The organism is Bradyrhizobium sp. cir1 (assembly GCF_014198245.1).
Lineage (GTDB): Bacteria > Pseudomonadota > Alphaproteobacteria > Rhizobiales > Xanthobacteraceae > Bradyrhizobium.
This window is the reverse complement of record NZ_JACIHE010000006.1, coordinates 95932-108975: the sequence shown is the minus strand read 5'-3', so window position 1 is coordinate 108975 and position 13044 is coordinate 95932. Positions and strand designations below refer to the sequence as shown.

Sequence of the window (13044 nt, the reverse complement as noted above, 5' to 3'; positions counted from 1 at the left end):
TGATCTGACCCGATCATGCCCCGTTTGGGAGATGCGCTTTGAGCGTGACGCAGCAACAGGTTCTCGACAGCCTCGCCCGGATCAAGTCGCCGCGCGGGGTTGCGCTCACCAATGCCAATGTGCTGAGCCCGATCAGCGCCTCCGACGGCAAGGTGTTCTTCTCGATCAATGTCGATGCCGCCGAGGCACGGGCCTGGGAGCCCATCCGGGGCGAGGCCGAGGCTGCGGTGCGCAGCCTTCCCGGCGTCACCACCGTGCTGGTGGCGCTGACCGCCGAACGCAAGCCTGGCTCCGCGCCGCCTCCGGCGCCGAGCCGCGGCGCGCCGGGCGTGCAGCCGGTCCATGCCCACAAGCCGCCGCAGGGCGGTGGGTCGCCCATGGCGCGGCAGTCGGAGATTCCGGGCGTCGCCGCCGTCATCGCGGTGGCCTCGGGCAAGGGCGGCGTCGGCAAGTCGACCACTGCGCTCAACCTGGCGCTCGGCCTGCGCGACCTCGGCCTCAAGGTCGGGCTGCTCGATGCCGACATCTACGGCCCCTCGGTGCCGCGGCTGACCGGTTTGCGCGACAAGCCGGAGCTGGATGGCGAGCGCAAGATGATTCCGCTCCGGCGCTTCGGCCTTGCCATCATGTCGATCGGCTTCCTGGTGGAAGAGGAGACCGCGATGATCTGGCGCGGGCCGATGGTGATGTCGGCGGTGACGCAGATGCTCCGCGATGTTGCATGGGGCCAGCTCGACGTGCTCGTGGTCGACATGCCGCCGGGCACCGGCGATGCCCAGCTCACGCTGGCGCAGAACGTGCCGCTGAAGGGTGCCGTGATCGTCTCGACGCCGCAGGACCTGTCCCTGATCGACGCCCGGCGCGGGCTTGCGATGTTCAGGAAGGTCAACGTGCCCGTGCTCGGCATCGTCGAGAACATGAGCTATTTCCAGTGCCCGCATTGCGGCACGAAATCCGACATCTTCGGCCATGGCGGGGCGCGGCACGAGGCCGAGAAGCTGGGAGTCCCCTTCCTTGGCGAGATCCCCCTGCACATGGCGATTCGGGCGACCTCGGACGCCGGCAATCCCGTCGTCGACAGCGAGCCGGACGGTCCCCATGCGGCGATCTACCGCGCCATTGCGGGACAGGTCCGGGACCAGCTCAGGGGCGTCATCGCCGCGGCCTGAAGCGGAGAGGCCGGTCCATCGGAACATGCGACTTTCGTAGAGCCCCGTCATGCCATTGTCGCGTTCCGAAAGCGCGCCTTCCGTGTTAAAGGCCCACGGCAGTCAAGCCCCTTCGGTTCGACGCGGCCCGGACGCGTCGCCGGAATGAGCGGCGGCATAAGAGAAGTTAAGGGGAAACGCCCCAGCAAGGAGAGACCTGAAGATGAAGCGTCGTGATTTTCTCAAAGTGTCGGCAGCAGGCGCGGCGGCGACCGCCGTGGCCTCGCCGGCGATCGCGCAGTCCTCGCCCGAGATCAAGTGGCGCCTGACCTCGAGCTTCCCGAAGTCGCTCGACACCATCTATGGCGCCGGCGAGCAGGTGGCGAAGTACGTCGCCGAGATGACCGACAACAAGTTCCAGATCCAGGTGTTCGCCGCCGGCGAAATCGTGCCCGGTCTCCAGGCGCTCGACGCGACCTCGAACGGCACGGTCGAGATGTGCCACACCGTCTCGTACTACTATGTCGGCAAGGACCCGACCTTCGCGATCTACTCCGCGGTGCCGTTCGGCCTCAATGCGCGCCAGCAGAACTCCTGGTGGTACCAGGGTGGCGGCATGGAGCTCGGCAACGAGTTCTTCAAGAAGTCGAACGTGATCGGCTTCGCCTGCGGCAACACCGGCGCCCAGATGGGCGGCTGGTTCCGCAAGGAGATCAAGACCGTTGCCGATCTCTCCGGCTTGAAGATGCGCATCGGCGGCATCGCCGGCCAGGTGCTGCAGAAGGTCGGCGTGGTGCCGCAGCAGCTCGCCGGCGGCGACATCTATCCGGCGCTGGAGAAGGGCACCATCGACGGCGCCGAATGGGTCGGCCCCTACGATGACGAGAAGCTCGGCTTCGCCAAGGTCGCCAAGTACTACTACTATCCGGGCTTCTGGGAAGGCGGTCCGATGGTGCACGCCTTCACCAACCTCGACAAGTGGAATTCGCTGCCGAAGAACTATCAGGCGATCCTCACCAACGCGATGGCCAACGCCAACAGCTGGATGGCCGCGCGCTACGACATGCAGAACCCGGCGGCGCTCAAGCGTCTGGTCGCCGGCGGCACCCAGCTGCGTCCGTTCACCAACGAGGTGCTGGAAGCCTGCCTCAAGTCGACCAACGAATTGTGGGCGGAGACCTCGGCCAAGAACGCCGACTTCAAGAAGTCGATCGACGCCATGCAGGCCTACCGCTCCGACGAATATCTGTGGTGGCAGGTCGCCGAATACACCTACGACACCTTCATGATCCGCTCGCGCACCCGCGGCTGATCTTTCGAGCAAGTCGCAAGAACCGGAAAGCCCGGCCTCCAGCAGAGGCCGGGCTTTTTGTTTGCTGCGGCGCATCTGAAGCTGCCAAACAAAAAAGTTCGAAAACAACCCCATGCACAGTAGAGGTGGGTGAGGGCACGTTGCCTCTGGAATGTGGCCAACAGTTTGAAGCATCGGGGCAAATCGGCCGGACGGAGTCATCATTGCAGAGTCCCTCTGCGGAACGATCCTGGATTGCTTCCGCCTTCGCCAAGGCTTCGGCGGACAAGACGCTGCGCTCGCAATGACGGGCGGATGGAGTTGGGGCTCAGCCGAGCAATGAGGTCGTTTTGACTCGTCGGGCAAAACAGTGGTAGAAAGCGATAATCGCATAATCCGAATTTTTCACTTCGGCGCTGATCCGGGCGATGACGATGAGTTTCGATCCCGATGAGATTCAAGGCGCGCTGCGCAAGGCATGGTCGTTGTCGACAGCCAGCCAATGGACGGCGGACAATCCGGCGGCAGGCCAATGCAACGTTACGTCGCTGCTCATTCACGAGCTCTTCGGCGGTGACTTGCTGAAGACCCCGCTGCCGGCCGGCGACCATTTCTATAATCGGATCGGAGGGCAGAGGTACGACTTCACGGCGAGCCAGTTCGATCAGCCGATCGCTTACGTGGACTTGCCGACCAATCGAGCCGAGGCGGAGTTGGGCGCAACAGGCGATCAACTGGCAGAGCTCAGGGCCGCGTTTCAGAGGCATCGACTGCAGTTACCTTAGGGTCAGCGCATCAGGCTCGCCAAACCATCGCGCGGTGACCTGAGATATTTCCTCACTGTCCGAAGCATCTTCGCTCGCCCAGGCCACGACGCCATCGGGGCGCACGAGCAAGGTGGTCAGGCCCAATCGATCCTTCACGTCTTTCGCAAGATAGTTGACCCGGTCGCCCCAGCGGCTCGCAAGCGCTTGAAGCGAAGCGCGGGCTTCAAAATCCAGCAACAATCCTTTTCCGGTTCTGAGGCGCTCGCTCAGTCTTGTCCCGCCGGCGAATTTGAAGTCGGGCGCACTTCGGCCCACCAGAGGATGGCCGGCGCCAAGGTCATAGCGGAGAGAGACGCCCCACACGCGTTCGGCGAAGTAGGTCGCGCCGTCGCGTGTGTCGATCAGATCGCGAACGATTGCTTCGAGCGCGCGCGAACTCCTGCTGGGGCGCATGAGCGCGACCTGGGCGCGTGACCAGTCGAGCACTTTTGCGCCCACCGGATGTCGCTCGGCCAAATAGCTGTCGAGCAGGAGCGCCGGCGCATCGCCACGAATGGTCGCTGCGAGCTTCCATCCAAGATTCATGGCATCCCCGAGGCCGAGGTTGAGGCCCTGGCCGCCCAGCGGCGAATGGACGTGCGCGGCGTCGCCCGCGAGCAAGACGCGGCCTTCGCGATAGCCGGTTGCCTGATAGGCACGATCGGTCCAGGTGGTCGCGAGCAGCAGGGCGGTCACCTTTACGTCGATGCCTGAGACCTTGCGGAGCACTGCCTCGATATGGTCGTGCTGCGGTTCTGTGCGGTGGGCCGCACCGCCATCGAAATCGACCATCGCGAACGTGCCGGGCGCGGCAAATGTGTACATGCCCGAAGGCGTGTAATGGCGACCCGGCCTAAGCGCGCTCGGATCGGACAGCTCGACCTGCACCGAATAGCCGGTGAACTCCGGCTCGGTGCCGGTGAAGCCGATACCGGCCGCCTTTCGCACGCCGCTACGCCCTCCGTCGCAACCAACGAGCCAGCGGCCGTTGACCGTTGCGCCAGTCACCTCGACGGCAACCCCATCGATCGATTGCGTGAAGGCCTCGACGCTGCAGCCGCGCCGGATCTCTGCACCCAGCGCCTCGGCGCGGATCGCAAAAATGGACTCGATGCTCGTCATGTCGGCCGCAACGCTTCCGATCGGGCCGGGCAGGCGGTACGGCCATTGCGTGCTGTCGATCTGGTCGTGGAAGAACTGGATGCCAGCGAAATGACCGCCGGGGCGTCGCTGCTGCTGCATCCAGTGCGCGGCTGCCGGCGCGTCGCGGCTCACCGCGCGGGCCTTCAGATCATCCAGCAAGCCGCGGCGGTCGAGGCTCTCGATGGTCGGCACCGAAAGGCCGCGCAGACCAAACGGCAGGCTCTTCAGCGGGGAGTGCGGGGCTTGTGCCTTCTCCAGCACCAGCACCGAACAGCCGGCAAGCCGCAATTCGCAAGCCAGAAACAGGCCAACGGGACCGGCGCCGGCGATGATCACGTCATAGGGAATCGTGTGGGAGGGCTGCATAAAATGCTCCGTTGTCGATATTCGACTGTCGATGTTCGACCGGAGCGTTTCCCAGATTTGAGACCTCACGGACGAACGTGTGATCGCCTCAACAGCGATCGTGTTCGTCGTGGGGATCTCAGGCCTGAGGCCAAAGACCAGAGCTTTCGTTACCGAAAGGACTTGGGCTTACCAGACCAAGTCTGCCTTTTCCGACGTGGTCAATTTAGCTGCTTGATCGCGGCCGCGTCAACGGGCCTCTCTTGCGAGCTAGGACGTGTACTCATAAATCCGCGATGTCCGCTTATCCCCCAGCAGCCAGCGCAGTAGCGGACATAGCACGAGGTCCGAGAAGGGCCAGAAGCGGTCACAAGCTCGATCTATTTCGCACCGCGGTTTTGTGATACAATAGGTCTCGTGACAAATGCCTATATATTTGGCCCCTTCCGCATCGATGCCGAGGGAGACGTGTTATTTCGAGGTGCCGAGCGGCTTGGAGCCGGCCGGCGAGCGGTCGCTGTATTACGTGTGCTGCTCGAAAACCACGGTGCGCCGGTCAGCAAGGACACCCTGATCGCGGCCGCATGGGCAGGCCTTTCCGTCGAAGAGAACAACCTGTCGGTGCAGATCGCCGCGTTGCGCCGCGAGTTGGCTCTTGAGCCAGGGGCAGAGCTTTGGATCGAGACATTGGCGCGGCGGGGCTATCGGTACATCGGCCCGCCGCCGCTGTCGGAAAGCTTTGGTGCAAGCGTGGGCGCCGAATCCCGGACCGCGTTGGCGCTACCCGACGGGCCCTCCATTGCGGTCCTGCCGTTTCAAAACCTCAGCGACGACCAACAGCAGGACTATTTCGCGGACGGCATCGTCGAGGAGATCATAACCGCGTTGTCGCGCGTGCGCTGGCTCTTCGTGATCGCGCGCAATTCGAGCTTCATCTACAAAGGTCGTTCGGTCGGGGTGAAGCAGGTCGGCCGAGAACTCGGCGTGCGCTATGTCCTGGAAGGCAGCGTGCGCAAGTCGGGCAAGCGGCTACGTCTGTCCGGTCAACTGGTCGACTCCTCGAACGACGTAACCCTGTGGGCCGATCGCATCGAAGGCGACGTCACGGATGTGTTTGATCTGCAGGATCAGCTCGCGGCATCCGTAGTCGGGGCGATCCGTCCGAGATTGGAGCGGGCAGAAATCGAGCGCGCGGGCCACAAACCAACCGACAGCCTGCAGGCGTACGACCACTACCTGCGCGGCCTGGCCGGGATTAATCGCGCGACCAAAGGTGGCACAAGCGACGCGCTCCAAGCGTTGTACCGGGCGATCGAACTCGACCCGGACTACTCCTCCGCATACGGCATGGGCGCGTGGTGCTACGGTTGGCGTCAAGCCAACGGCTGGATGCTGGACCGCACCAAGGAGAGCGCTGAAGCACTGCGCCTTGCGACGCTCGCTACGGAATTGGGTAAAGACGACGCCATCGCTCTTGCCCGTGGCGGTTTGATCCTCGCCTACACGGGCGCTCAACTCGAGAACGGCCGAGCATTCATCGAAAGGTCTCTCGAACTCGATCCGAATCATGCGGCTGCCTGGCATTTCAGAGGCTGGGTGTGCGTCTACCTTGGCGAACCCGAGCAAGCCATCGAGGACCAGTCCCGCGCGATGCGCCTTAGCCCGTTCGATCCGCTGCGCGGCAACATGTCGGCCGCCGCCGCTTACGCTCACCTGTTCGCCGGCCGCTATGAAGTGGCGATCGCGCTCGCGTTCGACGCGCTTCGTCTGCAGCCCCATTTCCTTGCCGGCCTTCGCGCCGGCGCAGCGAGCAATGCCCTGGCAGGACGGCTGGATGAAGCTGCAGCAATGGTCGGGCGTTTGCGGGAGGCTGACCCCTTGCACACCATCTCCAACCTGAGCGAGCGAATACCCCTCCGTCGCCCGCAGGACCTTGCCACGCTTAAACAAGGGCTGCGGCTCGCCGGCCTCCCCGACTGAGGACGTCGCCTCCAGAAAAGGGCATTGTCGATGGCTCCTAAGCATTTTTAGGGGTTATTTAGGAGGACCTTCAAGACACCATTGGTCCCCCGCACGCACCCTGCTTCAGCCAGTGATCACGGCCAGCTCGGAGGAGGCGTTTTGATGCCGGTGACCCATCTCGACGAACGCGACGTGCAAGGGGTGCTGCGGTGGGATGATCTCATTGCCGCCATGGAAAGCGCCCTGGTGGCGTTCTCGACAGGGCGCGCATTACAGCCTGTACGCAGCATGCTAACGCTCGAGGAGGGAAAGCGCTACCTCGGGATCATGCCGGCCGCGATGGATAAGGCGATGGGATTGAAGCTGGTCAGCTTCTACCCAGGCAATGCGGCGAAGCGCCTCCCCACGCACATGGCGATGGTCATCCTGTTTAGTCCGGCGACAGGCGAACCGATCGCGGTCATGGATGGACGGCTCATTACCGAGATGCGCACCGCGGCGGTCTCGGCGGCCGTTACAGATCGCCTCGCAGCATCCGATAGCCGGGTTCTGGCACTTCTCGGCAGCGGAGTTCAGGCAAAGGCGCACCTTCAGGCGCTCAGGCAAGTGCGCAAGTTCGATGAAGTGCGAATATGGAGTCGAACGGCTGGACATGCCCAGCGCTTTGCCGAGGAACACGGCTGCGTGTGCAGGGACGCTGAATCCGCCGTCCGCGGCGCCGACGTGATCGTGACGGCGACAAACGCACTTGAGCCCGTCCTGAAGGGATCCTGGCTCAAACCCGGAGCTCACGTCAACGCTGTGGGTTCGCCGCGACCAACCTGGCGCGAGCTTGACGACGAAGCGATGAGCAATGTGCTCGTTGTCGATTCCCGTGAGGCGGCCCTGAAAGAATCCGGCGACGTCATCCTGTCGAACGCGCCGATCTATGCCGAGGCCGGGGAATTATTTGCTGGGATTAAAGCGAGCCCCCTGACGGAGACAACAATATTCAAGTCGGTCGGTATTGCTGTCGAAGATATCGCGACCGCGGAGTTGGTGCTTAAGCTTCATGCCGCCACGAATTCTGCGGCCCGTTCAGCGTGAAGACACCGGCGCGTTGCGCATCAGTGCTTTTGTTGCGAAGCGATGAGGTCTGCTAGGGGTCAAATTGCGAATAACTCAGGTTGAGCAAATCTGGTCCGGTCTGGCACGATGAGCGGGCCTCCGTCGGACGCGGCGCAACTTCGCAGTTGGGCCAATTGCTGACATTGCGCCTCCTTCGATCAGGCGTTTGCCTAGATAATCGAGGTTACTCTGGCAATCCGGCTTTCCTCAACCCTTCTTCGAATCGCGCAAGGTCAACAGCCCGCCGATGAGGCACCAGGTCCTGTATGTTGGATACCCGGAGCGCGGGACGGAGTTGCCGGAGACGCGCCATGGCCTTGCGTGCCTGTTCGAGTCGGCCGGCCATCGCGTTGCTCGCGGCGGCCACGCGTAGTCCGGCAGGAAATTCTGGATTGTATTGCAATGCCATTGCCGCCCAAGACGCTGCCTCTTCATAGCGGCCCAGCAGGAAGTGCGCATATGCCGTCCCAGTTCGCATGCCTGCTATCCGCGAATCCAAGGGGTTCAGACGCATGGCGTGCGCAAAGGATTTAAGTGCCAGATCCGGCTCGCAGAGCCAGTTTTTAATCCATCCACTAAAGTGCCAAGCCTCTGCCAAATTGACATTGAGAAAAAGTGCGCGATCGATCAAGGCTGCACCCTGCTCGAAATCACCAACGACGTAGGCGAAAGTCCACCCGCTCCCACTGAGTGCGATTGCATCATCTTTGCCCAATTCGGCGGCCCGTCTGGCGAGGAATGTTGCCCGCGAAAATCTCTTCCTCGGCGCCTGAAAACCAACCGTTCCCCTTTCCATACGCGTAGCAAGAGGCAGCACGACCGTACGCGACCGCAAAATCAGGATCGAGTTCAGTCGCGCTGTTGAACAGCTGCAATGCATCGTCGATCGTCCGCCGGTTGAGATCTACCTGATAAAATTTAGCCAATCCGCGCAAATAGATTGTATAAGCATCGAGACTTTCTGTTGGCTTACACTTCGCGCGCTGGATCTCTGCTTTTTCAACCGTTGGTGCGATGGCTCCTACCACGCTCTCAGTTACCTGGTCCTGCAGATCAAAGACGTTTCCCACATCGCCTTCGAATCGGTCGGCCCAAAGATGTGCCCCGGTCGCGGCATCTATGAGCTTGCCTGTGATGCGCATGCGGCCCAACGCGCTTCGGACGCTGCCTTCCAGCACGTAGCGCACCCCAAGTTCGTGCCCGATTTGCTTCACATCGACGAGACGCCCCTTGTAAGTGAAGCTCGAGTTGCGCGCGATGATGAACAGGGCTTTGAACCGGGACAGCGCTGTAATGATCTCTTCGGCCATTCCATCAGCGAAGTAGTCCTGTTCCGGATCGGAGCTAAGATTGGTAAATGGGAGAACGGCCACGGAGGCCTTCTCAGGGAACGAAAGATCCGGTATCGCCCCCTGCACGGGAGCATCGCCGATTGCCTCGCCCTCGAGCCTTGTCGCTTCCTGAATTGATCCGACGAAACGGAAGCCTTTGCGTGGAAGGGTCTTGATGAGGCGCTGCTCTTCGCCCGTGTCGCCGATGGCGCTTCGAGCGGCATTCAGTCGGGTCGTGAGTGCCGACTCAGGGACAATTCGCCCCTTCCATATGGCCTCGATCAACTCGTCCCTGCTGACCACATGCTCCCGGTTGCGGATCAGGTATTCAAGTAAGTCGAAGACCTGCGGCGAGACGGCAACCAATTCGGCGCCGCGACGCAACTCGCGGCGGTCGGTATCCAAAGCGCAGCTGTCGAAGAGATAACGCAAGCTACCGTTTCCCTAAGGAACTTTCGAACACCAGGCTCCAACACGCCGATCGGTCAAAGATTAAGCCGCCAGTGACGAAAATGTAAGGAGCAAGTAAAGCGCGCTCGTCCACCCCTTGGCATCATGTGGCCTCCCTCCCAAGGAGAGACCGCCATGAGCATGATGACAGTATTGGGACAGCCTGCCGTGCTGACCCGGAAAGTTACAGATTTCATCGAACGAACCAGGAATGCGCTTCAGAAACAGCGCCGTCGCGGGAAGTTGCGGGCCGCCTTGTACGGCATGAACAGCCGCGACCTGCACGATATTGGCATTGCCCATAGCGACATCGAGTACTTGGCCTCGCACCCCGAAATCGACCCGCGAGATGTCTGACGTGGCGCGATATCGCACGTCTAACTTGAGCGCCGCGCTGGTGAAGTCTGCTTCGGGTCAAAATCGGAAATACTCTGATTGAGCAGAAAATTTCTGCTTTGACCCAAAAGGCTGACGTCTGCGCGTTTATGAGTACACGCCCGAATGACCAGCTCCTGCCAAATGTTCGCGAAAAAAAGCCAGCGCGACGGCATTGAATTCCGCGCGAAACGCGGCTCGATCGAAGCGAGGTCTGCCGGTGCAGACCTCGGGCGCTTCTTCGCCAGCTCCGGCGTGCGGGGCGCAAGGAATATGTAATGGCCGGCGTTCGGTACGAGATGATAGTCGGGCTTGACCGGGAGGTCGCGTGCAATCGCTGCCACATAGTTCGCCGCGACTTCGCCTCCAGTCCTGTCTTCTCCACTCAGGGCCGACGCCCAAAGCTGACCAGGGATTTTCACCTCCCTCAAGCCGTCTGGATCGAACAACGGGCCGAAAGCCGGGTGCTCACTCATCTGCTGTGGCTGTGATGCGTTGAACCTCTTCGCAGCTCGGGCCGTCAAACCCTGAATGCTTCAGGGTGCTTGTCTTGTCCCCCATTTTGAACAGTCTTCTTGATTTGCCAATCTTGATTGTCGTCTGGGCCTTCGCGCTTGCATTCGGGGGTGGCCCGCTGCTGTTGCGGTTTCTGAACTATAAGCCGGTGGCGCGGTGCGCGGTCGTGCAGGCCGTGTCGCACGTGGTGGCGATCGGGTGCTGGCTGACCTTTGGCACCGCCGCGATCAACGCCTTTGAGCGCGGCTTGATCGCGCTGTCCACGAGTATCCTTGTGGTGGCATGCTTGTTTGCTGTTGTGGCTGGTGGCTCCTTCCTGATCGCGCGGTGGTGTCCAGATGAGCAGCAGGGCAATCGCACAGGGCATTGAACCTGCCGTGTTCATCCTTCAGGCTACGTGTGCGGTAAGCCTTCAGGAGCGGGGCAACTGTCCGGTGCGACTTCGATCGTTCTATTCGGGCGCGCGGGACCTGATGCCCTCCATCTCGACGTGAGTGCGGTACGTAGTTTTTCGGTGTTCCTTTCGCGGAACGATCAGGCTATCGGAATCCTGCAATCGGGCTGAGGTCGCGGCGGTATCACCACCGCCGTTCCGGCTTCACGGGACGGTGTGCCGGACCCAACCAGTCCCGACTGGAATTCAACCTTCACCGAATACGGCGGCTCTCGATCCCGGATCGAGATGCCACGACGGCCGTTGCCCTGGGGACTTATCAGTGACAATGGCAATTGAGATTTTACAGCTCCTGGTGCAATCGGCCGACAGTTGGCTTTTTGAAGGCAGCCTTTCGGGTCTGAGCGATCGGGAATGGATGGCCTTGCGCTATCTCGCCCGCGCAAACAGGTTTTCGAGGACGCCGAGCGCTCTTGCCGGCTTCCTGGGGACGACCCGCAGCGCCGCATCGCAGATTGCCGCCGTGCTGCAGAGCAAGGGATTGATGGTCCGCAAGCCAGTTGCAGAGGACAAGCGTTCGATTGCGCTCTGTCTCACGGGAGCGGGCGAGAGATTCCTAGAGCATGATCCGATGAACGCTCTGCGAGATCGGCTTGTGGCACTCGATGTCACCGATCGATCGCAGCTGCGCGATACGCTTCGCCGCGTCCTGGGCGGGCTCGATGTTGCCAAGCGCCGCCATCATGCCGACGTTTGCACCGGATGCGTGTTCCTGATCGAGAGGGGCGAGGGGAAGGACCGGCATTTCAGGTGCCAATTCTTTCGGAAAGCCATCGCGCAAAAGGACACGACCCTGCTTTGCGCCTATTTCGAGGGACGGAGCTAGAGAGCTCAGCTGCAGGAGGCCGGCGGCAAAGACGTTGACTGGATGGAGAAGGTCAGCGACGAACAATATCGCAGGGCATAGCGCAGGGCCGCTACAGTCGGCTGCGTTCTGCGAAGACCGAGGGAGCAGCGCATGGCGATCGTCTTCATCACCGGCAGCACGGATGGGCTCGGCCGGGCGGCCGCGCAATCGCTGCTCGATCAGGGGCACCGCGTGGTGCTGCACGCGCGATCGGCCGAGCGCGCCGCCGCAATCGCGGACTTCGCCGCGCATGCTGCGGGGATCGTGATCGGCGACCTCAGAAGCGCCGTCGAGACCAAGAGCATCGCAGACCAGGTCAATGCGATCGGACGCATGGATGCGATCATCCACAATGCCGGCGTCTACACCGAGCGGAGCCGCGGCCCGACCGCGGAGGGCCATGCCGGCACGCTGGCGATCAACACGCTGGCGCCGTACATGCTGACGGCCCTGATCGCGCGGCCGAAGCGGCTGGTCTATCTCAGCAGCGGCCTGCATCGCGGCGGCGAGGGCTCATTGCGCGACCTCGACTGGACCCAGCGAAGCTGGGATGCGGGGAAGGCCTATGCCGAAAGCAAGCTGCACGCGGTCGCGCTGGCTTACGCACTCGCCCGGCGCTGGCCGCACGTCCTGAGCAACGCGGTCGATCCCGGCTGGGTGCGCACCAAAATGGGCGGTGCGGGTGCCCCCGTGGATCTCGACACCGGACAGCGTACGCAGTCCTGGCTCGCCGTTAGCGAAGAGCCGGCCGCGATGGTCAGCGGCCGCTACTGGCATCACCTCCGGCAGGAGCAGCCGGCCGGTGAGGCGACCGACCCGACATTCCAGGACGCGCTCATCGTCAGACTGGCCGAGCTGACGGGCGTGCAGCTTCCGGTGGCGTAGCCTGCAACTAACACCACGGGCGGGATCAATAAAACGGGAGATGTGAAACGGCTCACAATCGTGCCGGGAAATTGGCTCTAGAAAAAGCCCAGGAGCCGGCAAGCTTCCGCTCTGCGCCGATGGCCGCGATGCGGTGCGCCAGCCGCGGCCGGGTGCGCACGCCATGGTTCCGCGTCGTTTTGACGATCATTCGATTGGATTTCGATCGGACGCCGACCATGGATGGTGAGCGTCCCGGACGGAAAACAGACCGGCAGGATGCCGGCACGGTGGATGCGGAGAACAGCACCGGCTCGATTCGCCCGTTGCGCGCTTTTCTGTCCGGTATAGATTTTGAGTAGGCGTGAGGTTTTTGCGCCGGCTGTTGCGCGGCTGAGGGTTGCG

General features: G+C 62.2%; 12 protein-coding genes and 1 pseudogene. 10 read left to right on the top strand and 3 right to left on the bottom strand.

What is annotated here, in order from left to right; genetic code table 11:
• The first annotated feature begins 38 nt into the window (after positions 1–38).
• The 3 genes from GGD63_RS15195 (at position 39) to GGD63_RS15185 (ending at position 3224) form a co-directional block, all read left to right on the top strand.
• Positions 39–1169 (top strand): Mrp/NBP35 family ATP-binding protein, encoded by a 1131-nt coding sequence (locus tag GGD63_RS15195; protein WP_183243290.1) that lies wholly within the window; start codon positions 39–41, stop codon positions 1167–1169.
• 202 nt (positions 1170–1371) lie between these two features.
• A complete protein-coding gene (locus tag GGD63_RS15190) occupies positions 1372–2460 on the top strand; it encodes a TRAP transporter substrate-binding protein (protein WP_183243288.1) in 1089 nt (362 codons plus the stop codon).
• Positions 2461–2873: 413 nt separating this feature from the next.
• On the top strand, positions 2874–3224 hold the full coding sequence (locus GGD63_RS15185; RefSeq protein ID WP_183243286.1) for a hypothetical protein: 351 nt from the start codon (positions 2874–2876) through the stop codon (positions 3222–3224).
• On the opposite strand, the gene GGD63_RS15180 is transcribed toward GGD63_RS15185, so the two are convergent.
• Positions 3216–4754 (bottom strand): FAD-dependent monooxygenase, encoded by a 1539-nt coding sequence (locus GGD63_RS15180; RefSeq protein WP_183243284.1) that lies wholly within the window; start codon positions 4752–4754, stop codon positions 3216–3218. The genes GGD63_RS15185 and GGD63_RS15180 overlap by 9 nt on opposite strands.
• A gap of 396 nt (positions 4755–5150) precedes the next feature.
• Here GGD63_RS15180 and GGD63_RS15175 point away from each other — a divergent pair, with 396 nt between their 5' ends.
• Both GGD63_RS15175 and GGD63_RS15170 read left to right on the top strand, forming a co-directional pair.
• Positions 5151–6713, top strand: a complete 1563-nt coding sequence (locus GGD63_RS15175) for a winged helix-turn-helix domain-containing protein (protein ID WP_183243282.1) — start codon at positions 5151–5153, stop codon at positions 6711–6713.
• Between the two features lie 144 nt (positions 6714–6857).
• Positions 6858–7781, top strand: coding sequence for an ornithine cyclodeaminase family protein (locus GGD63_RS15170; protein ID WP_183243280.1), 924 nt, complete (start codon positions 6858–6860; stop codon positions 7779–7781).
• A gap of 205 nt (positions 7782–7986) precedes the next feature.
• Here GGD63_RS15170 and GGD63_RS15165 read toward each other — a convergent pair.
• A pseudogene (locus GGD63_RS15165) lies at positions 7987–9565 on the bottom strand (winged helix-turn-helix domain-containing tetratricopeptide repeat protein).
• A gap of 153 nt (positions 9566–9718) precedes the next feature.
• Here GGD63_RS15165 and GGD63_RS15160 point away from each other — a divergent pair.
• Positions 9719–9940 carry a DUF1127 domain-containing protein gene (locus GGD63_RS15160; protein ID WP_183243278.1) on the top strand — a complete coding sequence of 74 codons (222 nt, stop codon included), beginning with the start codon at positions 9719–9721 and terminating at the stop codon, positions 9938–9940.
• A 20-nt stretch (positions 9941–9960) separates the two neighbouring features.
• On the opposite strand, the gene GGD63_RS15155 is transcribed toward GGD63_RS15160, so the two are convergent.
• Positions 9961–10434, bottom strand: coding sequence for a hypothetical protein (locus tag GGD63_RS15155; RefSeq protein ID WP_183243276.1), 474 nt, complete (start codon positions 10432–10434; stop codon positions 9961–9963).
• A 65-nt stretch (positions 10435–10499) separates the two neighbouring features.
• On the opposite strand from GGD63_RS15155, the gene GGD63_RS15150 reads away from it, so the two are divergent.
• From GGD63_RS15150 to GGD63_RS15135, 4 genes are all read left to right on the top strand, one after another.
• Positions 10500–10844: a hypothetical protein gene (locus GGD63_RS15150; RefSeq protein WP_312013274.1), complete on the top strand. Its 345-nt coding sequence runs from the start codon at positions 10500–10502 to the stop codon at positions 10842–10844.
• A gap of 352 nt (positions 10845–11196) precedes the next feature.
• Positions 11197–11754: a MarR family winged helix-turn-helix transcriptional regulator gene (locus GGD63_RS15145; protein ID WP_183243272.1), complete on the top strand. Its 558-nt coding sequence runs from the start codon at positions 11197–11199 to the stop codon at positions 11752–11754.
• A gap of 132 nt (positions 11755–11886) precedes the next feature.
• Positions 11887–12660 carry an SDR family NAD(P)-dependent oxidoreductase gene (locus GGD63_RS15140; protein ID WP_183243270.1) on the top strand — a complete coding sequence of 258 codons (774 nt, stop codon included), beginning with the start codon at positions 11887–11889 and terminating at the stop codon, positions 12658–12660.
• A gap of 71 nt (positions 12661–12731) precedes the next feature.
• Entirely contained in the window at positions 12732–13001 is a 270-nt protein-coding gene (locus GGD63_RS15135) for a hypothetical protein (protein ID WP_183243268.1), read from the top strand.
• Positions 13002–13044 lie beyond the last annotated feature (43 nt).

What these genes read in the sequence shown, in the direction of transcription:
- GGD63_RS15190 (WP_183243288.1), top strand. Translation starts at nt 1,372, where the DNA reads ATGAAGCGTCGTGATTTTCTCAAAGTGTCGGCAGCAGGCGCGGCGGCG.
- GGD63_RS15185 (WP_183243286.1), top strand. Translation starts at nt 2,874, where the DNA reads ATGAGTTTCGATCCCGATGAGATTCAAGGCGCGCTGCGCAAGGCATGG.
- GGD63_RS15180 (WP_183243284.1), bottom strand. Translation starts at nt 4,754, where the DNA reads ATGCAGCCCTCCCACACGATTCCCTATGACGTGATCATCGCCGGCGCC.
- GGD63_RS15170 (WP_183243280.1), top strand. Translation starts at nt 6,858, where the DNA reads ATGCCGGTGACCCATCTCGACGAACGCGACGTGCAAGGGGTGCTGCGG.
- GGD63_RS15160 (WP_183243278.1), top strand. Translation starts at nt 9,719, where the DNA reads ATGAGCATGATGACAGTATTGGGACAGCCTGCCGTGCTGACCCGGAAA.
- GGD63_RS15155 (WP_183243276.1), bottom strand. Translation starts at nt 10,434, where the DNA reads ATGAGTGAGCACCCGGCTTTCGGCCCGTTGTTCGATCCAGACGGCTTG.
- GGD63_RS15145 (WP_183243272.1), top strand. Translation starts at nt 11,197, where the DNA reads ATGGCAATTGAGATTTTACAGCTCCTGGTGCAATCGGCCGACAGTTGG.
- GGD63_RS15140 (WP_183243270.1), top strand. Translation starts at nt 11,887, where the DNA reads ATGGCGATCGTCTTCATCACCGGCAGCACGGATGGGCTCGGCCGGGCG.